Raw genomic sequence first — 24,905 nt, forward strand, 5'->3', positions numbered from 1 at the left:
AATCCCAATTAAAAATGGCTCTTAGGATGATTGTAACGTTTAGATATGGTCCAAGCACCATCTTTACAAAATTGTTCGTAATCTTCAAACCCAGGCAAAGCCTTTAATTCCCCTAACTCTAAAGAAAAATCCTGATTCAGAGACTCTTTAATCTCAATCATGCGAAGCAGCGTTAAAAAACGTAACATAGGGTAATCTAAAGAAGAAACGGATGTAAGAAGTTCTCTCGACTTATCCAATACTTCTTGGTACTGCTGGGTAACATGCGCATCAGCTATTTCTTTTAAAAGAATCTGCTGCGGAGAGGGAAGCTGCAAAAGAGATCCGTGATGATATGCTATTCCCGAGTAATAGGCCCCTCGTAAAGGGTCTTTGTGAATATGAAAGCAAGAAGCCAAAAAACCCGCGTAAGGAACAGCTTCCTTACCCCCTCTTCGGAAAGCCCGCTCCAGCATAGGCATGGCTGTTTCTGAAGGGAAAACACCTCGCAAATAAGCAGCTTCCGCGGTTCTAGAAAGTAAAATCAAGCTATTTTGGTGCTCAGAACGCCCTGTTTGTATATTTACGACAATTTTCCCCGATAGGAAAATAGCTAAAGCAATAAGGCAAAAGAGGACAACCGAGTAAGAAGAGTTTTTTTTTTGTGAAATCTCGAACATAGTCTTTATGCACCTATGATAAAAAGCAAACAGTCCTTCACTAGTTCCAACGCATCAGAAACCCCTGAGACACTAGTATAAGACCGTCCCTATAGGTTGCTTATCTCTTCGATAAATATCTTGACTTGGTTCTTTTGCACAAGAAGAACTTTAAATAAGAACAGTGTACAATGGTTATTATTTTGGATGTAGGCATTTTTGAAAAAGAGACTCACAATTGATTAGATCCATCTCCGCTTCTTTTTTGTTAAAACAAAAATTCATTAATGCTGTTTAAAAATATTCCTTATAAGAAAAAGAGTCTAATATTCCATAAAAAAAAATACCGAGGTAAAATGGCCCCTGTTCTTCTTTACCTACAAGAGACCCTTTGAGGATTTTATGTCTGTTATCCCACAGAGTCCTTTTTCACCGCCCACAAACTTTTATGGAAGGCTTACTGTCTCTTGGCGAGCCTCTTTGTCGCCTCGTGCCCGTTATGAGGCAGGGAGCCTCATTGCTATCACTGGATTTATTTTGACCTTAATTGGAGTCGCTTGCGTTCATGCTACGCTCTTGCAATCCATGGCTACCCCCCTCTTACGTTCCCTATGTGAATCCCTCTCTATCGCCCCCTTGTCAGCAGCTATTTTTTCCGTAATTATGGGACTAGCTCTTCTCTTTGGAGGCATCTTCCTACTCCCTGTACAACAAGAACTCCCTAAATCTTCCCTTCGTTATTTAGCTACTACTCCATAAAATTTGATGAGCTTTTTAGACTTTTTCAGATCGACTTTTCTTAGCTGTTCGTAGACTTGTAATCCTTTTGCATTCATTCCCTGCTGGAAATAGAGAATCCCTAATTTCATCATTGTGTTTGCCTCGTTAGGCTTTAATTTCAACACAATCTCATATTCGTGAATCTCTTCCATAGGCATTTGTAAATCATGATAACTATATGCCAATTGTGTATGCACCCAAACATTCCCTGGAGCATATTCATTAAGAATTTTGAATTCTTCTGTAGCCCTACGAGCCGTTGCAAAGAACTTTTCTTGAATTTCCTCTCCGTAACGGCCTGGAGGCACCCAATATTTCGTATCGAATTCAGGATATTTCCTGGGATCTGCATACAGCCCCGACAAAGATACATAAGCATCCGCCAAAGAAACATGCGCTCCTAAATCTGTGGGGATTGCCTGGACAACAAGGAGATATAAATCAATAGCTTTCTGCAAAAGAATCTCCCTAAAAGAAAAATAATCCTTCCAAAAACAAAAACAGCTAAATTTCTTAACGGAATCATAAGGAGGGATGATTTTCAACAGATTACAAAAAACAAAATATTCTTGATGTTGCATAACTAGCGATAGCTGTGTGACTGCAGCCGCTATTTCGGGTTGTTCTTCCACTATGCTTTTCTTTTTAAAAATGGCTTGCGCTTTGTAAATGAATTCCGCGAGGAGTTTATCAAAGAATTCTGTTTTCTTAGACAGGATATAAAGACGAATTACTAAGCAAATAAACACAGTAAGAACAAAACAAGCAAGACAGAAAGCTGGTAACAAGGTCTTACCTGAGAACAGAAAAAAGTAGAGAAAGATACCCAGCTCGGCAACCATCAGAACTGTTCCCAAAGCCACTAATAGAGTTTGCTTCAGCAGATAACGCAGCAAAATCCAATGCGTCTTCTTACATAAAGTCTCCAATATGGACTGAGCATTTCGTGATTTCATAGAAATCCCGCATTCCTATTTTGCCGAACGTCCCCCAAACTAGCCTTCTCTCCCCTATAAAGAAAGCCCTGCGAAGAAAAAATTCTTTAAGACTGTATTCCTAGAGACAATACCCAACAGGCATTTTCTTGAGAAGTTCAAAAGCTATCGTCGCTTAGGCATCAAAAGTGGCTCTAAAATAGTCTCATGTGGAGAACTTTTCACTATAGATGCTAGGGCTGATACCCATCGATCAGAGGTATTAATAGCTGGCACACGTACTACACGATACCCCCGTTGTAATAACATCGGGACATAAAGATGATCTATTTCATACAAAGTCTCAATATGATCTGAAACAAACCCAAAAGGAACCACCACAATGTAACGCTTTTTAGTACATAAAGACTGACAAATCTCCTTTGTAGAAGGGACCAACCATTCTCCAATACCAAACTTAGATTGAAAGGAAAGAACGCCTTCTGATTCTCCTATCAAAGCATTGAAAGAGTCTTGACACTGTTTAGCATAAGGATCTCCCAAGCGAATATGTCGCATAGGGAGACCATGTACAGAAAAAAGAAAAAAGCAATCCTCTGCAACGATCCCTTGAGCGATTAAGCAATCTTGTATGTGCTCTCGCATGCATGAAATAAACTGTGGATGTACTCCAAAATGAGTAATCCAGGCCATAGGTTTTTCTGGAATCCGTTCTAAAAAAAAGCGGATTATACTACCTGTTACAGCAAAGGTATAATGAGGAAATAAGGGAATTCCAATGATGTCGCCTGCGCTCTCTCGCAAAGCAGCAAGAGTATCCTGGTGAGTTTCTGTTAAATATCTGTGAAAGGAAATCACAGGAGCTTGTAGTTCTTGAGAAAGATTTTGGGCGAGCTTCTCTGTATCTTGAAAAATAGGAGATCTGCCTCCTAAATAAGCATATTGTTCTGCTACACGATGAGCTCTACGCTTCGCTATGTAAGAGAAGAGAGGTCTATGCAACCAAGGAGGAATCCTTCCCCCGGTAACATCCTGATCTGTCAATAAAGCATGCAGAAAGCTGGGAATCTCTTGAGATATTCTTGGGCCACCAAAATTTGCTAGTAGATAAACTGTCACTATCTTTCTTATAGAATTTTTCTGCTTTAGGGAAGACGTGACTGCATTTTAATTGCTTTATATCTTCCGGATCGACGGGTTTTTGCCAACCCCGCATTAAATCCCTCTAATAAGGAATCCGCTCCTCCTCCCCGCAATATAACTAAACGAAGTCCTTCCTCATTAAGAGGTTCTGAAGCAATGCGCAAACGGCCTTTATAAGCAGTCTCCACTAAAGCTGTGGCTTCAATCACAGGCACTAATAAAGCATCATAACGTTGAGTAGATAAGGCTTCTAAAGCTATGGGTATATGCTGATAAGAATTAATCACAGCACCAGGAATATTTTGTACAATAAGAGCAGAGGAATCAAATTTATACACCCCAATCAACTTCCCTTCCAAATCTTGAAGAGATTGATAAGGAGAATTTTCTGCAACAACAAGTACGGGACCGGTTAACAAAATAGGATCAGAAAACTGGTACCGCGCTAACATCTCAACTGAAGGGAAAACAGAAGTAAATGCCCCTCTAGTCTTCTTATCATCTAAATTTTCAAAAAGATGCACCCAATCTTGATTAACTAAAGAGATGTTTAGCCCCTCTTTATAATTAATCTCTGACACTAAATCGTTAACAAAGGCATTAATTCCTGATGTGTATATACCAAATTGTTGAGGGAACCAGGTGGGATCCCTCCCTACAAGAATCTCCTGTTTTTCCCTTGAACACCCATAGCAAAATGCTACGACAACCAAGACCAAAAAACTGAATGGACGCAAATACTTAAATTTCACTCTAACCTCGGAGATCCGCCTAGATCTCCGAATCATATTCAAGAGAAAATTTTTTATCTACCCACTAGACATGGCTTCCGAAAAATTCGTCTATGCTTCCCTTTCCAAGACATACTCAGCAAGAAAAGTCCCTCCAGATTTTCTACGTTTCCGGAGCTCTAACCCTTTCACTATAATCTCTTGGGTATCAGCATTTTCTAAAAAAAGAATGCCCTCAGGATCCAATAGTGATTGTTGCACAACATACGACAAGACCTCTTGAAGAAATGCATTCTCTAAAGAATAGGGAGGATCCACATAAATCACATCAAAAGCCCGTTTCTGTTTACCGAGTCGCAGAAGAGCGGAACGAACATCTTGCTTAAGAATATGGACGGGTAAATTGTTGTCCAATAAAGCAAGATTGGCTCGAATTAACCGAATCGCATCTACAGAAGAATCCACAAATGTTACAGAGCCTGCCCCTCTACTGATGGCCTCAAACCCCATAGATCCAGACCCTGCAAACAAATCTAAAAATCGTGCACCAACTATGTGATTTGCACAAATATTGAAAACAGCCTCTTTTACAACACCACTAGTTGGGCGAACAGCAGGATTAGAAAAAGTCTTTAAAGACTTCCCTTTGAATTTACCAGCAAGAATTTTCAACTAACAACCTGAGGAATAAAATCAACGTAATCAGCAGCCACAAGCCTATAATCAATTCCTCGGATTTTCCCAAACCCAGGGAAAGGCCGTGGCACCTTATGTAAATGTCCGAATAAACACTGAGATACACGCCCGTCTGCCTCTAATAACTTAGAAACAAGACCTGGAGTCCCATCATTACTAATCGGAGGATAATGTGTCATCACCAATACCTCTTCTACCGAAGAAGGTAGCTCCTTCAAGGCACGTTCTAAGCGGCCAACCTCTCGAAGAAAAATCTTTTCATCCTGTTCGGTTAGCTCCCTCCCCTGAGAAGATTCACATGTATCCCCCCATTGGATACGGATATCTTGAGAATCCCATAAACGAACTCCTACAATCGCTTGATGGGCATTAAGCAAGACATACCCTTGTGAAAGGTAATGAAGGGTCTCTGGTAACACCTTAGAAAGTTTCGCTGAAGAAGCTGAGCTCCAGTAATCATGATTCCCTCGAATCATGTATTTTTCCCCAGGAAGAGATCCTAGAAAATGAAAATCCTGCTGAGCCTCTTCTAATCGCATTGCCCAGGAGATATCTCCTGGGAGACAAATAATATCCTCTTCGGTAATTAAATCTCGCCAATGCGCCTCTATTTTGTGATGATAATCGACCCAAGGCTCCCCAAAAACTTCCATAGTCTTTTCTGGAACGCCAAAGGATAAATGCAGATCTGCAAGGGCAAAAACACGCACAGGCACCTCTTGCTTAGCGAAAGAATCAGCCTACCATTTTGCCAACCACGCTTGCCTTTGTCAACAGATCGAAACGAAAATCTACCTACTAAAACACGTAATTATCTGGGATTTTTGTCCCTTTAGGAACGATAATAATGCCATCCCGAACCACTAACTTCCCATCAGGAGAGTCATAATCCTTATGTCCTTGCAGATTTTGCAAGCGCACACCGTTCCCTATACAACAGTTTTCATCAATAATCGTTTTATGAATCTCGCAGTTTTTCCCTACTCCAAAAGGAACTGATCCTGATACATAAGAATCGCTTCCCATCATGATAGAATGGTCAAATATAGATCCCTGGCCAATCACACCACGCACACCGATGACGCTATTGGACACCTGGCCAGACTCAATCATAGCTCCCTCACAAAGAAGTGAACTAGAAATTTTAGAGTCAGAAATAATTGCTCCAGGAAGATGATTATTTTTACTGTAGATCATCCCCCCATCATCATAACAATTAAATCCACGAACATTTTGTGACGGACGCTGAGTTAACGCCATATTCGCTTCGTAATAGGAAGCTATAGTCCCAATATCCGTCCAATACCCATTGTACAAATAAGCGACCGTTTTCCCGCGATGCATTTGTCTATGAATTAATTCTTTTCCGAAATCATCTCCTGTTTCATCCAATAGCAACTGGAAAAGACATTCCTTACGGAAAAGATAAATTCCCATAGATCCCAGAAAATTTCCTTGTTGAGGATCTAGGCCAAATTTTTTCATCGCAGCATTACTTAAGCGGAAGTGTTTTAGAATCTCTTCACTTTGAGGCTTCTCATAGAAATCGACCAACTTCCACTCATCATCGACTCTGAGCACTCCGAATCTTGAAACATCTTTATCGGACACAGGCTGAGCCGCTATAACCATATCTGCCTGAACGTCAATAGCGTAGTCTACTATTGATCGAAAATCCATATTGTACAATTGATCGCCCGACAAGATTAAGAAATACTCAACAGGAGAATCTGATAGATAAAGGAGATTTTGACGAATCGCATCAGCAGTCCCTTGATACCACACCTGGCTTCCATCTCGTCTTTCAGGGACTAATAGATGAATTTGATCCTGCATAACTCCATGATAGAAATAGGTTTTAAACAGGTGTTGTTGCAAGGTATAGGTTAAGTATTGCCCAATAACAAAAATTTTTGAAAAACCAGAGGCTATCGCGTGGGATATAGGGACATCTATTAGCTTATATCTGCCTCCAAAAGACACTGTTGGCTTACAACGCCAGCAAGTTAGTGGGGATAACCGCTTCCCCTCTCCTCCGCATAAGACAATAACTCCTACATTATCTCGATAGAAATGCGACCGTTGTCGATTGATCTGCTCTTCTTTCGTTCGTTTACCAGTCATCTGTCCCCGCCTTCATAAAAAAAATAATTTTAAAACCAAACCATTAAAAAGACCAGACAAACAAAATTATTAATTTATAAAAAAACGGCAAATCAATTTTATTTTTAAATGTTTGAAAATAACTTTTTATCTTTTTTGACAAAAAACCACATCTTAACTTTTATAAAAAATAGAACGTTCTACTGAGGCCTTATATGCTCTTCCATATATTTGTTGGCATACCTATCCAAGAAGAGGTTATTGAGCTTAAGCCCCCTCTTCAAATGATTTCTTTTCTTGGGAAAAAATTCTTAGGAATATACAGCAAAAACGCGGAAAGTTTTAGTGTCACGGAAGTGACAGAATTTTTGAAAACTTCTCTACTAAAATTAAACGGGGTGGCCTTTCGGAATATTCAAACCTACCAAGCCACCCCCGTCATCATTCCAGAAGTCCTAATTGGATAAAAAACTTCTTTTAATCCTTTAATGACAATAGAAACTCTGTGTTGCTATTTGTCTTTTTCAACCGACCAAGAAGCAACTGCATTGCATCTATTGCTGTTAAGCCAGCTATAGCCTGCCGGAACAGCCGCACTTTCTCTAACTCTCCTGGATGGTATAGCAATTCTTCTTTTCGTGTTCCGCTCTTAATCAAATCAATAGCAGGATAAATTCTACGATCAGAAAGGTGCCGATCAAGAACTAATTCCATGTTTCCGGTTCCTTTGAATTCCTCAAAGATCACCTCATCCATTCTTGACCCCGTATCAATTAACGCTGTGGCTAAAATCGTTAGAGACCCACCACCTTCAATATTTCTAGCCGCACCAAAGAAACGCTTAGGTTTATGTAAGGCACTGGCATCTACCCCTCCAGTGAGGATTTTTCCTGAATGTGGTTGCACAGTGTTATATGCACGAGCTAAACGCGTAATAGAATCTAGTAAAATCACAACATCTTTACCGTGCTCAACTAAACGTCTTGCCTTTTCAATTACCATTTCAGCAACTTGAATATGTCGATCAGGCTGTTCATCAAAAGTCGATGCAACAACTTCACCTCGAACCTGACGAATCATATCAGTAACTTCTTCAGGACGCTCATCAATCAGTAATACAATGAGCTCTGCATCAGGATTATTTACAGCAATGGCGTGCGCAATACTCTGCAAAATCACTGTTTTCCCGGAACGAGGCGGAGCCACAATCAGCCCTCGTTGTCCCTTACCAATTGGAGCTGTTAAATCCAATACACGCTCCGCCAGGTTTTCTTTCCCCATCTCCATGATTAACCGCTCATTAGGATGCAGTGGGGTTAAGTTCTCAAATAAAACTCTTTCTTTCGCTTTATCGGGAGTCGAACCGTTGATTTTATCTACTTTCAATAAAGCAAAATACTTCTCTTTCTCCTTAGGAGAACGGATCGTTCCAACGATAGTATCTCCTTTCTTCAAATCAAAACGACGAATCTGCGCTGGAGAAACATAAATATCCTCTGCAGAAGGAAGATAGTTGTATGTAGGAGATCTCAGAAACCCAAAGCCATCTGGGAGAACTTCTAAAACTCCCTCACCAATCAAAAACTCATCAGGACGTTCAGACTTAGCTTTAACGATTTCGAACACTACCTGCGATTTCGTCAGGGAACCTACATTCTTCACCCCATATTGCCGCGCTAAAACATTCAGCTCATTAATGCCCATGCGTTGTAGTTTAGCAATCTTTGTCACTGCCACTGGCCGCGGGGCCTCTTTCTCTTCTGTAGCAACAGCACTGTCTTCACTACCTTCTTTTCCCAATGGTAAAGGACCCTCGCGCCTCTTATGCTCCTTTACCTTGTGTAAGACCTCGGCTGGACTTTCTTCTTTCATATTGTTCCCTTTAAAGCCTTAAAACATTGTTTTACTTTGTGACGAAATTCTTCCTTCGTTCCATTGTTCTCTATGACCACATCCGCTCGCAGAATTTTTTCTTCTAAAGAAGAAAAGCGCGCACACCGAAGATCGAAACTGGTATCCGAGCCTCCAGTTTTTTTAAGAAAACGCTCTTTACGTATCTCGGTATCTGCAGAGATCAAAATAACCCGATCAAACCAATCTGCATACTGAATCTCATACAACAGAGGGACTTCTACAACAAACAGAGAATATTTTTGTGCTTGAACCACTTGCGTATAGTTTTCCTCAACAAAACGGCATACTCCCGGATGCAAGATCTTTTCTAAGGACAGCAACAAATCTCGGTTACCAAAAACTTTTTTAGCGATAGCCTTTCTATTGAGAGTATTCTCTACGATTATCTCTGGACCCAAAAGATCAACTACACGCTGACCCTCTGAGGTATAAGGAACAAGGAAACTATGAGAAACTTTATCAGCACTAATTACAAAAGCCCCCAATTCTTCAAAAACCTGACACGCCTCAGTTTTCCCCGAAGAGGGATCCCCTGTAACAGAAATCTTCAATAAATCTAGCATTCCGCCCAATTTTTTCCAATTAAGACATTCACAACCAAAGGAACAGACAGCGACATTGCGGACTCCATCTTCTCTTGAACAAGGACTTTCATCTCCTCTAATTCTTCCTTTGGGACTTCAAATAATAACTCGTCATGGATTTGCAGTAATAAACGACTTTTTAGCCCTCTTGATACTAATTCCCGAGAAATATTTAACATAGCTAATTTAATTAGTTCTGCTGCACTACCTTGTATACGCGTATTAACTGCAAGCCTACCAGAAGCGGCTCGTGCCCCAGGAGAGCTTTCCCAATCACTCAAAATACGCTCCCTCCCCAGCATCGTTGTCACTTTCTGCTCTTTACTAGCCTGCTCGATCGTGTGCGTAATAAACTCGGAAGCTTGAGGGTAACGAGCAAAATAGGCATCTATTAACCCCTGAGCCTCATTCACACTAATCTTCAAATTTTTTGACAATCCATATGCCTGTTGTCCGTACGCAAGGCCAAAATTAACTGCTTTAGCCTGATAACGTTGTCTCTCTGTCACTTGGTCCAAAGGAACGTTAAATACCTGCGAAGCAGTGAAAGTATGAATATCTTCTCCAGAATCAAAAGCACGCTTCAACGTCTCATCTTGGCTAAGATGAGCAAGAAACCGTAACTCAACCTGAGAATAATCAGCAGCTAAAAAATAATCATTTTCTTTTGTAAATCGAAAAGCCTCCCGAAGCGATTTGCCTCTTTCATAACGAACAGGAATATTTTGAAGATTAGGATCCTGACAGGAAAGTCTTCCTGTTACCGTTCCTACTTGGTTAAACGTCGGATGAACCCGATGTGTTCCTAAGTCTATCTGCCTGGGCAAAGCTCTCACATATGTTGACAACATTTTTTCTGTCGCACGGAAAGCCAAAATTTTGGAAATGATCTCGTGGCTCCCCTCTAAAGCCTCTAATACTTCAGCCTTGGTAGATTTTGCTTTATCCACAGGCTTTATTCCCAACCGGTGATACAAAACATCCGATAACTGCTTAGGAGATTTAATATTAAACTCACACCCAGCCAAATCATAAATTTCTTGGGTATAAGTCTCGAGCTCTTTGGACAAATCTCTGTCCAAAACCAGTAACCCCTCGCTATCTAAGGGCATCCCAGCGCATTCCATAGCAAATAAAATCTCTTCTAATGGCTGTTCGACGTTTTTAAAAATACTTTTTAATCCTTTTTCTTCTAACTTCTCAAACAAATAATTCTTGATAGACGGTAACCGAGAAACAAATATTCCAAAGTATTGTGCAGGATTCTGAGGAAGGTTTTGTACAGGAAGAGAACTTGCTCCCCATTCTTTTGCAAAAAATGCCGCTTCTTGAATATGACCCGATTCAACAAGGAGCGTCTGGAAAGAAATTTTTGCTCCTCCATTAACTAAATGTTGTGCTAACACTAAATCAGCAGTTACGTGAACATCAATCCCATGATTTTTTAAGGCATGGTTATCCCGTTTAGTACGGTATCCAAAAAATTTAGTAGTAGCATCCGCAAAAAACGCTTTAAGCAAAGCAATCTCTTGATCTCCAGAGATCTCTATGTAAAAAACTTCATCCCCTCCAGATAGAGCAACGCCATGTAGACGTAACGAAGGCAAGTGCTCCCCGGTATAAGCAACACAATACCCTACTTCCCTCCCTTTTAAGTTCTTTAAAACCATCTGTAAAACAGAGGGGTCTTTTACAACCTGTAAAGAAATAGAGGTTTCAGATGTGGGAGCATGCTTAACTAATGCCTTAAATCCATGCTGCAAATAAAACGCATTTAATTGCGCTACATCAGCAGTCTGCGAAGAAAAAGACATCTCCTCTGTTTTTAGAGGGATCATGAGATCTGTATGAAGAGTTGCAAGACGTTTACTCAAAAGCAGCGTCTCGATCTGCTCCTCTATCATTTGTTTATTTTTGCTAGATAAACGCTGTGTATTGGCAACTAAATCTTCTACCGATTGAAACTCTTTCAGAAAAGCCTGAGCTTTCTTAGGTCCGCAACCTACAACACCAGGAATGTTATCCGAAGAATCTCCAACTAGAGCTAAATAATCAGCTATCTGATCAGGAGCGACTCCGAATTGTAATAAAACTTCGTTATATTTGATTTCCTGTTCTTTCCATGGGTTGAAAACAGAGACCTGACTATTCACTAATTGCAATAAGTCCTTATCCGCTGTGCAAATACACACTTCAAAACCCTCAGCAACAGCTTTTTTAGCAACACTAGCGATTACATCATCAGCCTCTACACCTTCTTTTTCTAAACAAGGGATTCCAATCAACTCACAATATTGCTTTACTAAAGCAATTTGCTCTGGGAGATCTTCGAATTTCCGATCTCGATTACTTTTATAATCTGCATATAGCTCCTGACGACTCTGCTTATTATTCGGGCCATCGAATACCGCAACCATATACTCTGGAGAAAGGTCATTTACTAACTTATCTAAAGAACGAATAAATCCAAATACCGCCTGTGTACTTCCCCCATTCGGCCCTCGCATCTCTGGGAGAGCAAAATATGCCCTAAAAATAAATCCTGAAGCGTCTAAAATAAAAAGTTTTTTCATATTGCTATTTTAGTCACTCACCTATGTACCACAGAGATTTTTGTTGTTGATCAGGCAACACAGCCAATTGAAGCTTACCTGTCACAAGAGGACTGTTGCTCAAACAGCTAGAAAAACGTCTCAGAAAATGCCCAGAACTCAATCCAATAACTCGATAATCTTCTTTGACTCCGCAAACTCCAGCAAGGTCATCTAAAGCTTGCTCTTGAGTTTGGTTAACAATATCAACAAGCCCCTCTTCCAAAGCCTGCTTTGCAATAAACACACGGGCTCCTAAAACCTGAGTCACATGCTCTTTAGATAATTGTGAACGATGTTTAACAACATGATCCACAAACTGTTCATAAAGCGCATCTACTATACCTTGTCGCTCCGCATACTCTTCTTCAGTCCATGGAGAAAATGGATTCAGAGGAGCCTTATCATCTCCCGCAGTGAGAATGGCGGTTTCCACCCCAAGTCTCTGAAGTCCTTCCTTAATGTTAAAATATGGACCTGATCGCACCCCAATCGATCCAATCAGGGAAGTAGAGGTGGTTCCAATTCGATCAGCTATGCAAGCAACATAGTATCCTCCAGAAGCACAAAGACCTGATACAAAAACGTGTACCGGGATTCCTAATTTCTGCTTCCAAAAAGAAAGCGCTGCACTCATACGATCAATTTCAAAAATTTCTCCTCCAGGGCAATCCATTTTAATTAAAAGTCCCTTCACTCTTCCCTTATACGGGGCTTCACTCAAAGACTGTAAAGTAGATTGCAATCGTTTAGCTGACCCGCTGTTAGCCATAATAGCATCATTAATCTCAATGATAGCTAGAATCGGAGATGTTTTCCCCAGCTCTTGAACTACTCCTTGAGCATTAGGAAGACTCACAAATAAAGCCGAGTCTTTGCCCATCACACACAAAGAAAGTAAAATAAAAATGAAGCTCATAGCTCCCAGAACACCTACGAACAATCCGCAGGCAGATAAGAACCCTTTTAATAAAAATCGAAAAAAATTCTTCATGAAAACCCAAATAAATCTATTAATCGCTTTTCGCGTTAGGAATAAAACGGTACTAAAACATGAGGATTATAAAAAGAATTTTTAAGCAAAAAAACCTAAAAGACCTGGGATGTTCTTTCCCAGGTCTTTTTCTTAGTCAAACTATAAAGTTGTTACTACCTCTTCTCGAGCTTCGGGCTCTGATATAGGAGAGGAGACTCTACTCTCGTCTTCATCCTGCAAAGACGGCTCTTCAGCAGCCCTCGCCTTACCTAAAGCAGCGGTTCTAACAGAATACTCTTTACCTAACCAAGCAACTACCCAAATCCATCCTCCTAAAGCTAATAGTAAGACAATAGTAATCGCATTCATGCAATCTGCAACAGAAGAGAAAATGATCAATAATGCTTGGTAAACCAAAGATCCCCCCGACTTACCAACCCTAGAAATCACTCCATCAATAGCGGCCTTACCATAATCTTTCTCATCATCTTCCAAAGGAATAAATGCCATTTCTTTAGTTTGATCAAAGTAAGTAAATTTAATTGCTCTAGAAAAGACGTTCTGCACACCTCCCAGCCAAGCTGTGAGAACTAGCGGGGAAAATCCAAGAAATCCGCCTAAAATCATCGCATCGCCTTTTACAGCATAGATCGCACCAAAGAAGAGCCCCCCCGTTATCAACATCGTTAGCGGAGTTATCAAAGCTCCAACAGTCCACCCCCACCGGCGGATACTTTGCCCTGCAGCAAAAACCCCTGCCAGAGCAGACACTATCCCAGTGAAAGCTGTAATCCTACTCATGTAGGAATTAAATTCTACTCGAGAGGAATAGATTTGACAGACTTGCTCCTTCCAAACAACTTCTAACAGATGGATAGCTAAGTTGTAAGCGAGAACAACAACAGCAATTCCCATTAAATAGCGGGAACGGAACAGAACAGACAGAAGACTTTTTGCTTTTGCCTTAGGCCGCTTCTTCTCCTGCTTGAGCTGAGCAACCGACATTTCTGACACCAATCCGTCTCCTAATACAGGAGCCTCTTCTGTTAAATGGTCCAGTTTTCGGTATAAATAGAGGATCAATCCTCCTGCAGCAACAATCAACAGAGTAATATTGAGTAATACCCCGTGCCAAGCATCCACAGCCATAGAGGAAGGAATTAACGTATGTTTACCCAGCCAGAGAGAAATTTCTCCCGCAACAATAGAAGAGACATTTAATCCAACATTAATGAGAGCGTAAAAGCGGCCTGCTTCACGCACACTCGTAATGTGGTTAGCGATCCCCCAAAATAAAGTGGATAAAACAACGGAACTCCATAGCTCAGACATTACGTAGTACAAGCTGTAGCTCCAGTACTGAACCATAACTACGAAACCTCGAGCTCCTCGAGGCAGAATAGTCTGCAGTTTTGCGGCCAATCCGTTCAAATGCAACGCATCCCCCATAGGGTAAATCACGCAAGCAAATAGAGCAAAAAAGCTCAAAAAACCACCAACAAGAGCGCAGAAAACGAAGCCTCTGGAGTAACGACAACTCATCCACCCATAAATCATGGTGATAATAACAGCACCTGGAACAATCCCCCAGACTTTTAAGAAGGGTATAACTTCCGCTCCTGCTCGAGACCCGGCTAAAACAAGAGAATCTTTTGTGGTCTTTAGTAATGAGTAGTTAAAACCTACAAAAAAAGCTAACAAAAGCAGCGGTATGAATTTGGGGAATTCTGATTTGTGGATAGGGAAAAAGTATCTTCTAAACTTCGAAAAGGTTTTTACCTCGGAAGACATACATTCCTTCCCAATTTAAATATTAAAGATTTTTGGAGAAAATTTTTTAACGCGAAGAAACTCGCGTTTTTTTGAATTTTAGAACAACAATTGCTGAACGATAGGCAATGCATAATTACAAGATTTTTATAAAATCTAGGGAGCAAGAATACCAAACTTGCGACTATAATTCAAGCTCTACCCCCCCCATTTTTTCCCTAGGACAACTTTTACTCTAAACAGTGTCGCCTGTAATCCAAAACCCTTTCCAAAAAATAGAGAGCACCAATAACAACTAAGGGAGTCAGCCAGATAGCTGGAATCTGCACACCAACCGTTACCCCAAACAAAATAAAGAACTGAACAACTGTAAAGAACTTGCCAAAATATAAAGCCCTATAGTCATATCCTCTCCACCCTCTAACCCAAGAGAGATAAAATCCAAAAAACACTAAGAAAATATCTCTAGAAAAAATCAGGGCGAGATGGACAAATCCTAAGGAATTTTCCCAGAACAACATTCCTACGCAGATTAAAAAAAAGATTTTGTCTGTAGCAGGGTCGAGTATTGATCCCAAGCGACTTGTAGCATTATATCGTCTGGCTAAATAGCCATCTAAAACATCACTAACCATCGCAGCGAAAATGACCAACAACCTCGCAACGACTCTCTCTTGGCAAAAAAGAAGAGCTAGCCACACTCTGGACAAAGAAAGGAGGTTACAGAATTGTCTCATAACGTTGATTCGGAAGCCTGTCTTAAAGTTCTCAGCCTCCAGTGCAATGGCGAATATTATGAAACATAACCACTCTAAAAGCAAGAAGAGAGTTAGCTATGCTCTCGCCATGTTCTCCAGCTTATCAACAAAAAAATTTCGAACAAACAAAAAATTGAATAAATAACCGGAAAGAGAGGGATTCGAACCCTCGGTACCCTTTAAGGGGTACGCGTCCTTAGCAGGGACGTACTTTCGACCACTCAGTCATCTTTCCATAGAGACGGTCCAAGCAATAATCCTGGAAGGACAAATCTACACGAGAGGATTTTTTTTGAAAAGCATAACAGTTATTATCTTGTCGTCCTAAAAAAGAAAGCTCTTACCCAAAAGCCTAGTTTCCACTAAGAACCTGATATTTTTCTATCCTCTTTCCTCTTGAGGATATATCACACGATCCCCTACCCTGACCGAGAGAGCTCCATCCACCAATAATAAAAACAAACCTATAACTATGGCTACCCAAACAAAGAAACCCCACTCCCCCCAGCTTCTCTCCCTTCCTAATTCCAAGGAATCCGAAATGATTGTATTGGGGTGCATGCTAACAAACGTCAATCACCTCAATCTTGCAGCAAACCTTTTGCAAGAAGAAGATTTCTACTTTTTGGAGCATCGCATTATTTTTCGCGTGCTGCAAGATGCCTTCAAATCAGATAGACCGATGGACCCTCATCTTACAGGGGAGGAACTAAAACGTAGAGACCAACTTAACGTTATTGGGGGAGCCTCTTATCTCATCACGCTATCCGAATTTGCTGGGACTTCCGCCTATATTGAGGAATATGCGGATATTATCCGCTCCAAGTCAATTTTGAGAAAAATGATCCAAGCGGCCAAAGATATTGAAAAGAAGGCCGCAGAAGAACCTCGTGATGTAACCACGGCTCTAGATGATGCTCAAAACTTATTGTTCCGCATAAGCCAAACAACAAACTTTGCGCCTTACGTCCTTGTTTCGGACAAACTCAAAGGCCTTTCTTCTACTAAAGACAAATCCTTCTTGCTAGCGCTACAAGAACGTCAGGAAGCCTTTCAAGCTAGTTCCCATGATGCTAGAATCCCAACACTCTCAGGGTTCCCTACTCATTTTTTGGACCTCGATAGGATGCTGAATGGATTCAGCCCCTCTAACCTTATTATTCTTGCTGCACGACCAGCTATGGGAAAAACTGCCTTAGCTCTCAATATTGTAGAAAATTTTTGTTTTGAAAGCCGCCTACCAGTAGGCATTTTTTCTCTAGAGATGACCGTGGACCAACTGATTCACCGAATCATTTGCTCTCGCTCCGAAGTCGAAGCCAAGAAAATTAGTGTGGGAGACATCTCTGGTCGAGATTTTCAACGTGTAGTCTCTGTGGTCCGAGAAATGGAAGAACATACTTTACTAATAGACGACTATCCGGGATTAAAAATCACTGATCTCCGAGCTCGAGCTCGAAGAATGAAAGAAAGCTACGACATCCAATTTCTTGTTATTGACTACCTACAACTGATCTCAAGTTCTGGGAACTTAAGGAATTCTGATTCACGTAACCAAGAAATTTCTGAAATTTCCCGTATGCTTAAAAATTTGGCTAGGGAACTCAATATCCCCATCCTTTGTCTCTCCCAATTATCAAGAAAAGTGGAAGACCGAGCCAATCATAGGCCCTTGATGAGCGATTTGCGAGAGAGTGGAAGCATTGAACAGGATGCCGACCAAATTATGTTTTTACTCCGTCGCGAATACTATGATCCTAACGACAAACCTGGAACAGCAGAGTTGATTGTTGCTAAAAATCGACATGGATCGATTGGATCTGTCCAATTAGTTTTTGAAAAAGACTTTGCTCGATTCCGAAATTATGCTGGATGTGAATTCCCAGGCTAAACAAGTTTATTCCCAAAAATTGATCACCATTGTAAACTTCTGCCCATCGCTGGTGGAAACCAGAGATGCGCTTTGAGAAAAGTCCAGAGGGAATTGACTTGGGCTTTTTCGAAAGACCTACTTATTATTCTTTGTAAACTATTAAGAAGAAAACCATGTCATCTGTTAAGAAAAAACGAAGACTTAAGATCGCTAAGCACAAGCGTAAGAAAAGACGAAGAAGAGATCGTCATAAAAATAGATAGTTAAGTCGTTTGGGTTCTATGTGGACATTTCCTGTTGAGTACGATGTAATAGTCATTGGTGCAGGGCATGCTGGCTGTGAGGCCGCATATTGTGCTGCTAAGATGGGAGCGTCTGTCTTACTTTTGACCTCAAATTTGGATACTATTGCAAAACTCAGCTGTAATCCTGCCGTGGGGGGCATCGGCAAAGGACATATTGTCCGAGAGATTGATGCACTTGGTGGGGTTATGGCTGAAGTTACCGATTTATCAGGAATTCAGTTTCGTATTCTCAATCAAACCAAAGGGCCTGCTGTACGAGCTCCTCGTGCTCAAGTAGATAAACAGTTGTATCATATCCATATGAAGCAACTATTGGAGCAGGTTCCTGGATTGCATATCATGCAAGGAACAGCCGAGGCTCTTTTAGATGACGGCGAAAAAGTCTTAGGCGTCTCCACGAAAGAAGGATGGGCTTATTCAGGGGAAACTGTGGTTCTGTCTTCCGGGACTTTCATGCGTGGGCTTATCCATATCGGCACCCAAAACTTTTCTGGGGGGAGATTAGGAGATGCAGCGTCTTTAGGTCTTTCCAAAGATCTAAAACGGTTAGGATTTCCTTTAGGGCGCTTGAAAACTGGGACCCCAGCTCGTTTGCTCTCTTCATCTATTGATTTTTCCATAATGGAAGAGCAGCCTGGAGATCAAAACGTTTGTTTCGTCCATCGAGAAGAAGCTTTTGTTCCTAAGTTACCACAAGTTTCTTGTCACATCACTTATACTACAGACAAAACAAAAGATCTTATAGCGAACAATCTTCACCGTTCCGCTTTGTATGGGGGACGTATAGAGGGTGTCGGGCCACGATATTGTCCATCTATTGAGGATAAGATCGTTAAATTCGCAGATAAAGATCGCCATCATATTTTTATCGAACCAGAGGGCCTTAATACGAGAGAAGTCTACGTAAACGGGCTTTCCACATCGATGCCTTTCGATGTGCAGTATGAGATTATTCGCTCTGTAGCTGGCTTAGAAAACGCAGTAATTACCCGACCAGCTTATGCTATAGAATACGACTACATCCAAGGGAATGTCATCCTCCCCTCTTTAGAGTCTAAAATTCTCGAGGGATTATTCTTGTGTGGTCAAATCAATGGAACAACGGGTTATGAAGAAGCTGCTGCGCAAGGCCTTATTGCAGGAGTTAATGCTGTAAATAAAGTCTTACATCGTCCAGCTTTTATCCCTAGCCGCCAGGAATCTTATATCGGGGTCATGCTAGATGACCTCACTACCCAAGTATTAGATGAACCGTACCGCATGTTCACAAGTAGAGCAGAACACCGTTTGCTACTACGACAGGATAATGCGGGCATGAGACTTTCTCATTACGGACATGCTTTAGGATTACTGTCCAGCGAGCGCTATGCCATGTTTCAGAAACAAAAAAATTGCATAGAACATGAAAAAGAGCGTTTAGCCAAAACTTTTAGAAAGTATGGCGATTCGATTGTTCCATTAACTAAAATTTTGTGTCGGCCAGAAGTTTCTTACCAACAACTTCTAACAGAGTTTCCAGAAGATGTTAAAGATTGGGGTCCAATTATTGGGGCCTCTTTGGAAATGGAGATTAAGTACTCAGGGTATATCTCTCGACAACAGACACTAATCCGCAGCATGGAGAAAGCTGAGAATACTTTGATTCCTGAGGGAATTGATTATCACAGCATCTCTGCACTGAGCTTAGAAGCTCGAGAGAAGCTTTCTAAGTTCACTCCGCGCACAATTGGATCTGCTGCCAGGATTTCAGGAATTTCTGTCGCTGACATTCAGGTGCTTATGGTCTCTTTGAAAAAAGATGCTTACTGATTGCGTTTTCATTCATTGCGAAGGGATTCCTATTTTTCAACAACTGCAGCTTGAGGAAGCTCTTCTTCGCACCTCTTCCAAAAATTTTTGTTTAGTAAACACAAATCTTCCGGAAGCTGCTGTATTGGGTATTTCTCGGAATCCCGAACAAGATCTTCATATAAAACATTTAAGAGAAGATAACATTCCAGTCATCCGTCGCTATAGTGGTGGTGGAACGGTTTTTTTGGACGCTAATAGTCTTATGGTCTCCTGGATTATGAATTCCTCTTCTCTCTTTCCATCTTCAAAAGAGCTTCTTCAATGGACCAGCAATATCTATATCCCAATCTTTCCTGCAGGATTCAAGATCAAGGAAAATGATTACGTGTTTTTTGATAAAAAAATTGGAGGGAATGCCCAATATATTCAGAAACAGAGATGGGTTCATCACACAACATTTCTTTGGGACATGAATGCTCAAAAGCTCGCTCGTTACCTTCCCATTCCTCAAATCCAGCCTTCGTATCGACAGAATCGTTCTCATAACGATTTCTTAACCACTATCCACCCTCTGTTTGATTCAAAAGAAGATTTTTTATCAAAAATGAAATGGGCTGCAACAAGTACGATTAATTGGGGAGAAGGCTCCGTGAAAGACTTTGAGCAGGCGTTAAACCTACCTCACCGACGAGCCACACAAATTCTTTAAAAAAAATACTCCCTCTTAGCTTTGTGCAGAGAGGGGGTTCGCAAAATGTCAAAAACATTACGCTAGAGCATTAACGATTTCTGTTTTGGCAAAGAAATAACTTACTTCAATAGCAGCGTTTTCTAAACTATCAGATCCATGAACAGCATTAACCCCTATAGACTCTCCGAATAAAGCTCGAATGGAGCCTTCCGCAGCCTCTTTAGGATTCGTTGCTCCCATCAGTTCTCTGTTACGAGCAACAGCATTTTCCCCTTGCAGCACCATAACTACAACAGGACCAGAAATCATGAAATCCACGAGCTCTTGGAAAAAAGGTCTTTCTTTATGAACAGCATAAAATCCTTCTGCTTCTTTCACAGAAAGATGTACCATTTTCATGGCAGCAATTCGTAGCCCAGCCTTTTCAAAAATAGAGACAATCTCCCCGATATGAGCTTTGCCTACAGAATCTGGTTTGATAATTGATAATGTTTGTTCCATATATTCTCCTTTTTACCTCCCCTTCACTTATTCGAATATTATCTCTCGCTAGAAATGAAAAAGAGGTTGTTTTACAACACAATTTTAAGAAGACTATAACTTAGCTGAGATTTTTCAGAAATACCCGAGAAGGCATCTGGGGATTCTAGCCTTTTCTTAGAGCTACAGGAAGAAGTTCTGCCACCGAAGCATCTTCAGATAATTCCTTTACAGCTTCAGTCATCATGCGATCAGCTGCAAGGCGGGAAAATCCAAGATTCATCAAAGCTCCTATGCCTTCTTTAAAAGAAGTAGTAGTACTTGAAGAAGCCACCACAGGCTCCTCTAAATAAAGTGGCATCAAAGCAGGAAGCTTTTGTTTAAGATCAACCATCAACTTCTCTGCTGTTTTTTTCCCTATTCCAGGAACAGAAGCGATGGCTTTCACGTTTTCTAGACGAGCGACTGAACATAATTCTTGCAGAGGGAACATGTTTAAAATAGCCAAACCAGTTTTGGGACCGATTCCAGAAAAAGAAATCAACAAACGAAAACATTCCCTTTCCGCTCGGGAACTAAACCCATATAGAGAATGCTCTGTTTCGCGAATGACGCTATGAACATAAATAAGCACCTCTTGATGCATCAATTCGCGCAGATCTACTAAAAATCGCTCAGAAAGCATTATAGAATAGCCTATACCAAAGCTTTCAATCACAACATAAGCTTCATCAGTATGGGTTAATTTTCCTTTAATATACTCATACATTGGAGTCTAATTCCATCGATTACAAAAGACTTTTTTTTAGATCCTGATAAGGCGCTAAATGTGCATGACACATGGCTAAAGCAAAAGCATCCGCAATATCCTCATTATCATCCGCTAGCAGATCCTGAATATTCAGTAGCTTACTTACCATAAGCTGTACCTGCTGCTTAGAAGCATTACCTTTACCTACAGCAGCTTTCTTAGCTGTGTTAGGCGCATACTCAAACACAGAGATATCTTGTAAAGAGGCTGCTAATAATAATACTCCCCTTGCCATCCCTAGTTTAATTGTACTCTGAGGATTTTTATGAACGTACTGAGTCTCTAAAACAACGGCTTTAGGAGCTTCTCGTTGAAGGATTGTGGAAATTTCTGTAAACAGCTGTCTATATCTATGAGACAACGCCTGTTTCTGAGATAGTTTGATTTTTCCAAAACTATGCGGCTGGATCTGATATCGATTTTCTACTCGAATGAATGCATATCCACAAACCAAAGTTCCCGGATCTATCCCCATAATCAAATCCGCCATGCCTTTTTACACCCGAGTCTTCTAATTTTCACGTTGTGCAAATTTTACATGATAAAGGAAAGCGTTGCTAATGAAATTAAGGACCTATCAAGGAACCCAACTGTCAGACTTCTTCTTTCACCAAAAATCGATCTATTTGCTCTTCAAGCATCTTAATTTTATGCTCATAACACAGTCTACGACCTTCACTAACCTCCATTTGCTGCACACTTTCTACCAAATCACGTTTTAGCTCATCGATAACATCATTTTGATGCCGAGCCTGCTGTAATTTTTCTGCTAAACGGTTTTGCAACCAATTATTTTCTGCCTGTAATTTAGAAATCTCTTGCCGACTCTCATCTTCTTGAGACGCTAGCTGAAATTTCAGCTCAGAAACCAATTTTTCCCATTCTGCTAATGATTGTTCTTTACTTGCAGATTGTATTTGCATCTGCCGCTCGCTTCTCAGCAAATCCTCGCTCATTTTTATGCATACCCCAAACAAAATCTGGCAAGTATTCTCCCATTCCATGATATCAGAGTCTTTCCGAAGGCAAAACAGCTGAAGCATAGAACGAGAATATTCTTCGTATTGATCAGGAGGAATAAACGAACGAGTTTTGCGAAATCGCAATAAAGACAGCAGACGCAGCTTAACTAAAGACCAAAGCCACACCAAAGAGATACCCCTAATTAAACAGCTCTCTCCCCATCTATAAATCAAACAGGTATTATTGTCTCAAGAAGCAAAGAAAAAAGATATGCTCAGAACAAGACTCGAACTTGCACGGGCCAAAGCCCAAGGGATTTTAAGTCCCTAGTGTCTACCATTCCACCATCTGAGCGAGAAAAACGAGGACTCATGATAGTCCTCGCTATAGCTTTACAAGAAGTTCTAGCACGCACAACTGGAAAAGCTAGAACGGATTGTATGTTAAAGTTCAGAAAAAAGCAATGAACTTCTTATTCTTCCGAAGAAATCCTATCATGGACAGAAGCTTCTTCTAATGAATGACTTGATAATTCCTGCGTCTCATTAGAAGACTTCTCACTTTCCTTCGTGAAAATAACTGTATCCTCATCAGCTAAGATGGATTCAATGACGTCACAACTTTCGCTAACTAAAGCATTCAAAGACTCATTGAGATCTACAGCTGTTACAGGCTGAGACTCTTTAGGCTCTTCCGGTCCCTCAGAAATCAAGCGCGTAGGAGGTGGAATTAAAGCAAAGCGACGCTCACAAGGATCTCTTTCTTCTGGAGAAGATTCTTGCAAACATTCTTCCGTGATAGTATCGATCATATCTTGAGAAGAACCTACAGCATCAGCTATTTCTTTGCTGTTTCTCCGACGTCCTTGTTTTTTCTTTTCTTTCCATTTCTCGTTCTTGAACTCTTTCCGTTTTTCCTTTTTAGACATAGGAGCTGCAGAAGCCGGAGAAGGCGTTGCAACAACAGGGTCCTCAATAATACCCTCTTCCAAAGAACTAGAACTTTCTTCTTGAACCGAAGCCACTGGAGCAACTCTAGGCATTTTTAACAAAGCTTCTCGCCCACTAACAATCTTAACCCCGCGGTCTAGTCCAACAGCCTTTAGATTAATTTTAGCATCTCGGACTTCCATAACTTCATAATCAGCCGCAGGAACAAGAAATGGTTTACTATGATCACAATTGCGGAAGAAACTAGTGCCCCCTAAACGGATAACCTCTACAGCCTCTACAACAAAAGGATCTTGAGAAAGGTGTTTAGAATTGCGAATGGATAACTTATATCCCTCTCTAGATGTAATAACAGTCTCTATGACTGGATCTCTTGTAAAATACACGAACTAACCTTTATTTCGAGTTTCCTTGTATGTACTCTAATAAATCTACTATGCGAGTTGCATAGCCTATTTCATTATCATACCAAGCTATCAATTTGAAAAATCGATCATTCAAAGCAACCCCGGCTTGGGCATCGAATACAGACGAATACTCACAACCAATAAAATCAGAAGAAACTACAGCTTCTTCTGTGTAATGCATAATATTCCGCATACTCGTACTTGCTGCATGCTTCACAGCTTCGCAGACAGCCTCATAGGTTGTAGCTGAACTCAATTTAACTGTCAGGTCTACCACAGAAACATCTGCAACAGGCACTCTAAACGCCATTCCTGTCAATTTCCCTTTAAGCTCAGGCAAGCATAACCCTACAGCTTTAGCGGCTCCTGTTGAGGCTGGGATAATATTTTGGAAAGCTCCTCTTCCCCCTCTCCAATCTTTCCGAGAAGGACCATCAACCACACTTTGTGTAGCCGTTGCCGCATGAACTGTTGTCATCAACCCTTCTTCTATACCAAAATTATCCAACAAAACTTTGGCTAGAGGCGCTAAACAATTGGTTGTGCAAGAAGCATTAGAAATGATTACGTCATTTGCTGGATCAAACTTTTGATGATTGACTCCCATAACAAATGTAGGGACATCTCCTTTAGCAGGAGCTGTTATTAATACTCGCTTAGCACCAGAATCCAAGTGCTTTGCGGCATCATCTTTATTAACAAATAACCCAGTACTTTCAACGACGACATCAACATCCAAATCTTTCCAAGGAAGCTTTTGAACGTCTTTCTCTGCTAAGAAACGGATCTTTCTTTCTCCAACAACCAAACATCCATCAGAGAATGTTGCCTGCGAAGCGAAAGATCCGTGAGTGGAATCATACTTAAACAAATACGTTAGAAGATCTCCTGAGACCAAATCATTAATAGCTACAACTTCTATGGGAGCATTCCTTTTCAGAATCTGTCTTAAAACTAATCGCCCAATTCGTCCAAAACCATTAATCACAATTCTCATTGCTAAATCCCAGGTAGT

26 protein-coding genes and 2 tRNA genes are annotated in these 24,905 nt (G+C 40.8%); 6 read left to right on the plus strand and 22 right to left on the minus strand.

What is annotated here, in order from left to right; genetic code table 11:
- Positions 1 to 8 precede the first annotated feature (8 nt).
- Complete coding sequence (locus TC_RS03900) at positions 9 to 659, minus strand: hypothetical protein (RefSeq protein ID WP_010231494.1); 651 nt, start codon at positions 657 to 659, stop codon at positions 9 to 11.
- A 381-nt stretch (positions 660 to 1,040) separates the two neighbouring features.
- On the opposite strand from TC_RS03900, the gene TC_RS03905 reads away from it, so the two are divergent.
- Entirely contained in the window at positions 1,041 to 1,397 is a 357-nt protein-coding gene (locus TC_RS03905; protein WP_010231499.1) for a hypothetical protein, read from the plus strand.
- On the opposite strand, the gene TC_RS03910 is transcribed toward TC_RS03905, so the two are convergent.
- The 6 genes from TC_RS03910 to glgC form a co-directional block, all read right to left on the minus strand.
- Positions 1,376 to 2,374 carry a tetratricopeptide repeat protein gene (locus TC_RS03910; protein WP_010231500.1) on the minus strand — a complete coding sequence of 333 codons (999 nt, stop codon included), beginning with the start codon at positions 2,372 to 2,374 and terminating at the stop codon, positions 1,376 to 1,378. The genes TC_RS03905 and TC_RS03910 overlap by 22 nt on opposite strands.
- 144 nt (positions 2,375 to 2,518) lie before the next feature.
- The gene (gene hemH / locus TC_RS03915; RefSeq protein WP_010231501.1) at positions 2,519 to 3,472 is read right to left on the minus strand and encodes a ferrochelatase; all 954 of its coding nucleotides are present in this window, start codon (positions 3,470 to 3,472) and stop codon (positions 2,519 to 2,521) included.
- Between the two features lie 26 nt (positions 3,473 to 3,498).
- A complete protein-coding gene (locus tag TC_RS03920; protein ID WP_010231502.1) occupies positions 3,499 to 4,284 on the minus strand; it encodes a transporter substrate-binding domain-containing protein in 786 nt (261 codons plus the stop codon).
- Between the two features lie 54 nt (positions 4,285 to 4,338).
- A complete protein-coding gene (gene rsmD / locus TC_RS03925; protein WP_010231503.1) occupies positions 4,339 to 4,899 on the minus strand; it encodes a 16S rRNA (guanine(966)-N(2))-methyltransferase RsmD in 561 nt (186 codons plus the stop codon).
- On the minus strand, positions 4,896 to 5,633 hold the full coding sequence (locus tag TC_RS03930; RefSeq protein WP_010231504.1) for a metallophosphoesterase: 738 nt from the start codon (positions 5,631 to 5,633) through the stop codon (positions 4,896 to 4,898). The genes rsmD and TC_RS03930 overlap by 4 nt, the downstream gene beginning before the upstream one ends.
- 88 nt (positions 5,634 to 5,721) lie before the next feature.
- The gene (gene glgC, locus TC_RS03935) at positions 5,722 to 7,047 is read right to left on the minus strand and encodes a glucose-1-phosphate adenylyltransferase (RefSeq protein WP_010231505.1); all 1,326 of its coding nucleotides are present in this window, start codon (positions 7,045 to 7,047) and stop codon (positions 5,722 to 5,724) included.
- A gap of 194 nt (positions 7,048 to 7,241) precedes the next feature.
- On the opposite strand from glgC, the gene TC_RS03940 reads away from it, so the two are divergent.
- Entirely contained in the window at positions 7,242 to 7,493 is a 252-nt protein-coding gene (locus tag TC_RS03940) for a hypothetical protein (protein WP_010231506.1), read from the plus strand.
- A 10-nt stretch (positions 7,494 to 7,503) separates the two neighbouring features.
- Here TC_RS03940 and rho read toward each other — a convergent pair whose 3' ends face one another.
- The 8 genes from rho to TC_RS04910 form a co-directional block, all read right to left on the minus strand.
- Positions 7,504 to 8,898, minus strand: a complete 1,395-nt coding sequence (gene rho, locus TC_RS03945) for a transcription termination factor Rho (protein ID WP_010231507.1) — start codon at positions 8,896 to 8,898, stop codon at positions 7,504 to 7,506.
- A complete protein-coding gene (gene coaE / locus TC_RS03950) occupies positions 8,895 to 9,503 on the minus strand; it encodes a dephospho-CoA kinase (protein ID WP_010231509.1) in 609 nt (202 codons plus the stop codon). The genes rho and coaE overlap by 4 nt, the downstream gene beginning before the upstream one ends.
- Positions 9,497 to 12,097 (minus strand): DNA polymerase I, encoded by a 2,601-nt coding sequence (gene polA, locus TC_RS03955; protein ID WP_010231512.1) that lies wholly within the window; start codon positions 12,095 to 12,097, stop codon positions 9,497 to 9,499. Before polA ends, coaE begins: the two co-directional genes overlap by 7 nt.
- A gap of 13 nt (positions 12,098 to 12,110) precedes the next feature.
- A complete protein-coding gene (locus TC_RS03960; protein ID WP_010231514.1) occupies positions 12,111 to 13,109 on the minus strand; it encodes a S49 family peptidase in 999 nt (332 codons plus the stop codon).
- Between the two features lie 141 nt (positions 13,110 to 13,250).
- Positions 13,251 to 14,882, minus strand: coding sequence for an NTP/H+ exchange transporter Npt2 (gene npt2, locus TC_RS03965; protein WP_010231516.1), 1,632 nt, complete (start codon positions 14,880 to 14,882; stop codon positions 13,251 to 13,253).
- A gap of 209 nt (positions 14,883 to 15,091) precedes the next feature.
- Positions 15,092 to 15,598, minus strand: coding sequence for a CDP-alcohol phosphatidyltransferase family protein (locus TC_RS03970; protein WP_010232890.1), 507 nt, complete (start codon positions 15,596 to 15,598; stop codon positions 15,092 to 15,094).
- A 167-nt stretch (positions 15,599 to 15,765) separates the two neighbouring features.
- Positions 15,766 to 15,854, minus strand: a tRNA-Ser gene (locus TC_RS03975).
- A 146-nt stretch (positions 15,855 to 16,000) separates the two neighbouring features.
- Entirely contained in the window at positions 16,001 to 16,150 is a 150-nt protein-coding gene (locus TC_RS04910) for a hypothetical protein (protein ID WP_231140610.1), read from the minus strand.
- On the opposite strand from TC_RS04910, the gene dnaB reads away from it, so the two are divergent.
- From dnaB to TC_RS03990, 4 genes are all read left to right on the plus strand, one after another.
- The gene (gene dnaB / locus TC_RS03980; protein WP_010231543.1) at positions 16,092 to 17,510 is read left to right on the plus strand and encodes a replicative DNA helicase; all 1,419 of its coding nucleotides are present in this window, start codon (positions 16,092 to 16,094) and stop codon (positions 17,508 to 17,510) included. The genes TC_RS04910 and dnaB overlap by 59 nt on opposite strands.
- Before the next feature lie 155 nt (positions 17,511 to 17,665).
- Entirely contained in the window at positions 17,666 to 17,755 is a 90-nt protein-coding gene (locus TC_RS04935) for an AURKAIP1/COX24 domain-containing protein (RefSeq protein ID WP_071804592.1), read from the plus strand.
- A gap of 18 nt (positions 17,756 to 17,773) precedes the next feature.
- Positions 17,774 to 19,606 (plus strand): tRNA uridine-5-carboxymethylaminomethyl(34) synthesis enzyme MnmG, encoded by a 1,833-nt coding sequence (gene mnmG / locus TC_RS03985; protein WP_010231545.1) that lies wholly within the window; start codon positions 17,774 to 17,776, stop codon positions 19,604 to 19,606.
- On the plus strand, positions 19,596 to 20,297 hold the full coding sequence (locus TC_RS03990; protein ID WP_010231547.1) for a lipoate--protein ligase family protein: 702 nt from the start codon (positions 19,596 to 19,598) through the stop codon (positions 20,295 to 20,297). The genes mnmG and TC_RS03990 overlap by 11 nt, the downstream gene beginning before the upstream one ends.
- A gap of 57 nt (positions 20,298 to 20,354) precedes the next feature.
- Here TC_RS03990 and ndk read toward each other — a convergent pair whose 3' ends face one another.
- From ndk to gap, 7 genes are all read right to left on the minus strand, one after another.
- Positions 20,355 to 20,780 (minus strand): nucleoside-diphosphate kinase, encoded by a 426-nt coding sequence (gene ndk / locus TC_RS03995; RefSeq protein ID WP_010231549.1) that lies wholly within the window; start codon positions 20,778 to 20,780, stop codon positions 20,355 to 20,357.
- Between the two features lie 145 nt (positions 20,781 to 20,925).
- On the minus strand, positions 20,926 to 21,528 hold the full coding sequence (ruvA, locus tag TC_RS04000; RefSeq protein ID WP_010231551.1) for a Holliday junction branch migration protein RuvA: 603 nt from the start codon (positions 21,526 to 21,528) through the stop codon (positions 20,926 to 20,928).
- A gap of 19 nt (positions 21,529 to 21,547) precedes the next feature.
- Complete coding sequence (gene ruvC / locus TC_RS04005) at positions 21,548 to 22,060, minus strand: crossover junction endodeoxyribonuclease RuvC (protein WP_010231561.1); 513 nt, start codon at positions 22,058 to 22,060, stop codon at positions 21,548 to 21,550.
- 103 nt (positions 22,061 to 22,163) lie between these two features.
- On the minus strand, positions 22,164 to 22,718 hold the full coding sequence (locus tag TC_RS04010; protein ID WP_010231563.1) for a hypothetical protein: 555 nt from the start codon (positions 22,716 to 22,718) through the stop codon (positions 22,164 to 22,166).
- An 86-nt stretch (positions 22,719 to 22,804) separates the two neighbouring features.
- Positions 22,805 to 22,887, minus strand: a tRNA-Leu gene (locus tag TC_RS04015).
- Positions 22,888 to 23,005: 118 nt separating this feature from the next.
- Positions 23,006 to 23,869 carry a GrgA family transcription factor gene (grgA, locus tag TC_RS04020; RefSeq protein WP_010231566.1) on the minus strand — a complete coding sequence of 288 codons (864 nt, stop codon included), beginning with the start codon at positions 23,867 to 23,869 and terminating at the stop codon, positions 23,006 to 23,008.
- 10 nt (positions 23,870 to 23,879) lie between these two features.
- Positions 23,880 to 24,887 (minus strand): type I glyceraldehyde-3-phosphate dehydrogenase, encoded by a 1,008-nt coding sequence (gene gap / locus TC_RS04025; RefSeq protein WP_010231568.1) that lies wholly within the window; start codon positions 24,885 to 24,887, stop codon positions 23,880 to 23,882.
- Positions 24,888 to 24,905: the final 18 nt, after the last annotated feature.

The organism is Chlamydia muridarum str. Nigg, from assembly GCF_000006685.1.
GTDB lineage: Bacteria > Chlamydiota > Chlamydiia > Chlamydiales > Chlamydiaceae > Chlamydia > Chlamydia muridarum.

Coding starts and splice junctions, on each gene's coding strand:
- TC_RS03900 (WP_010231494.1), bottom strand. CDS start 659: ATGTTCGAGATTTCACAAAAAAAAAACTCTTCTTACTCGGTTGTCCTC.
- TC_RS03905 (WP_010231499.1), top strand. CDS start 1,041: ATGTCTGTTATCCCACAGAGTCCTTTTTCACCGCCCACAAACTTTTAT.
- TC_RS03910 (WP_010231500.1), bottom strand. CDS start 2,374: ATGAAATCACGAAATGCTCAGTCCATATTGGAGACTTTATGTAAGAAG.
- TC_RS03920 (WP_010231502.1), bottom strand. CDS start 4,284: ATGATTCGGAGATCTAGGCGGATCTCCGAGGTTAGAGTGAAATTTAAG.
- glgC (WP_010231505.1), bottom strand. CDS start 7,047: ATGACTGGTAAACGAACGAAAGAAGAGCAGATCAATCGACAACGGTCG.
- TC_RS03940 (WP_010231506.1), top strand. CDS start 7,242: ATGCTCTTCCATATATTTGTTGGCATACCTATCCAAGAAGAGGTTATT.
- rho (WP_010231507.1), bottom strand. CDS start 8,898: ATGAAAGAAGAAAGTCCAGCCGAGGTCTTACACAAGGTAAAGGAGCAT.
- coaE (WP_010231509.1), bottom strand. CDS start 9,503: ATGCTAGATTTATTGAAGATTTCTGTTACAGGGGATCCCTCTTCGGGG.
- polA (WP_010231512.1), bottom strand. CDS start 12,097: ATGAAAAAACTTTTTATTTTAGACGCTTCAGGATTTATTTTTAGGGCA.
- TC_RS03960 (WP_010231514.1), bottom strand. CDS start 13,109: ATGAAGAATTTTTTTCGATTTTTATTAAAAGGGTTCTTATCTGCCTGC.
- npt2 (WP_010231516.1), bottom strand. CDS start 14,882: ATGTCTTCCGAGGTAAAAACCTTTTCGAAGTTTAGAAGATACTTTTTC.
- TC_RS03970 (WP_010232890.1), bottom strand. CDS start 15,598: ATGAGACAATTCTGTAACCTCCTTTCTTTGTCCAGAGTGTGGCTAGCT.
- dnaB (WP_010231543.1), top strand. CDS start 16,092: ATGGCTACCCAAACAAAGAAACCCCACTCCCCCCAGCTTCTCTCCCTT.
- TC_RS04935 (WP_071804592.1), top strand. CDS start 17,666: ATGTCATCTGTTAAGAAAAAACGAAGACTTAAGATCGCTAAGCACAAG.
- mnmG (WP_010231545.1), top strand. CDS start 17,774: ATGTGGACATTTCCTGTTGAGTACGATGTAATAGTCATTGGTGCAGGG.
- TC_RS03990 (WP_010231547.1), top strand. CDS start 19,596: ATGCTTACTGATTGCGTTTTCATTCATTGCGAAGGGATTCCTATTTTT.
- ndk (WP_010231549.1), bottom strand. CDS start 20,780: ATGGAACAAACATTATCAATTATCAAACCAGATTCTGTAGGCAAAGCT.
- ruvA (WP_010231551.1), bottom strand. CDS start 21,528: ATGTATGAGTATATTAAAGGAAAATTAACCCATACTGATGAAGCTTAT.
- ruvC (WP_010231561.1), bottom strand. CDS start 22,060: ATGGCGGATTTGATTATGGGGATAGATCCGGGAACTTTGGTTTGTGGA.
- gap (WP_010231568.1), bottom strand. CDS start 24,887: ATGAGAATTGTGATTAATGGTTTTGGACGAATTGGGCGATTAGTTTTA.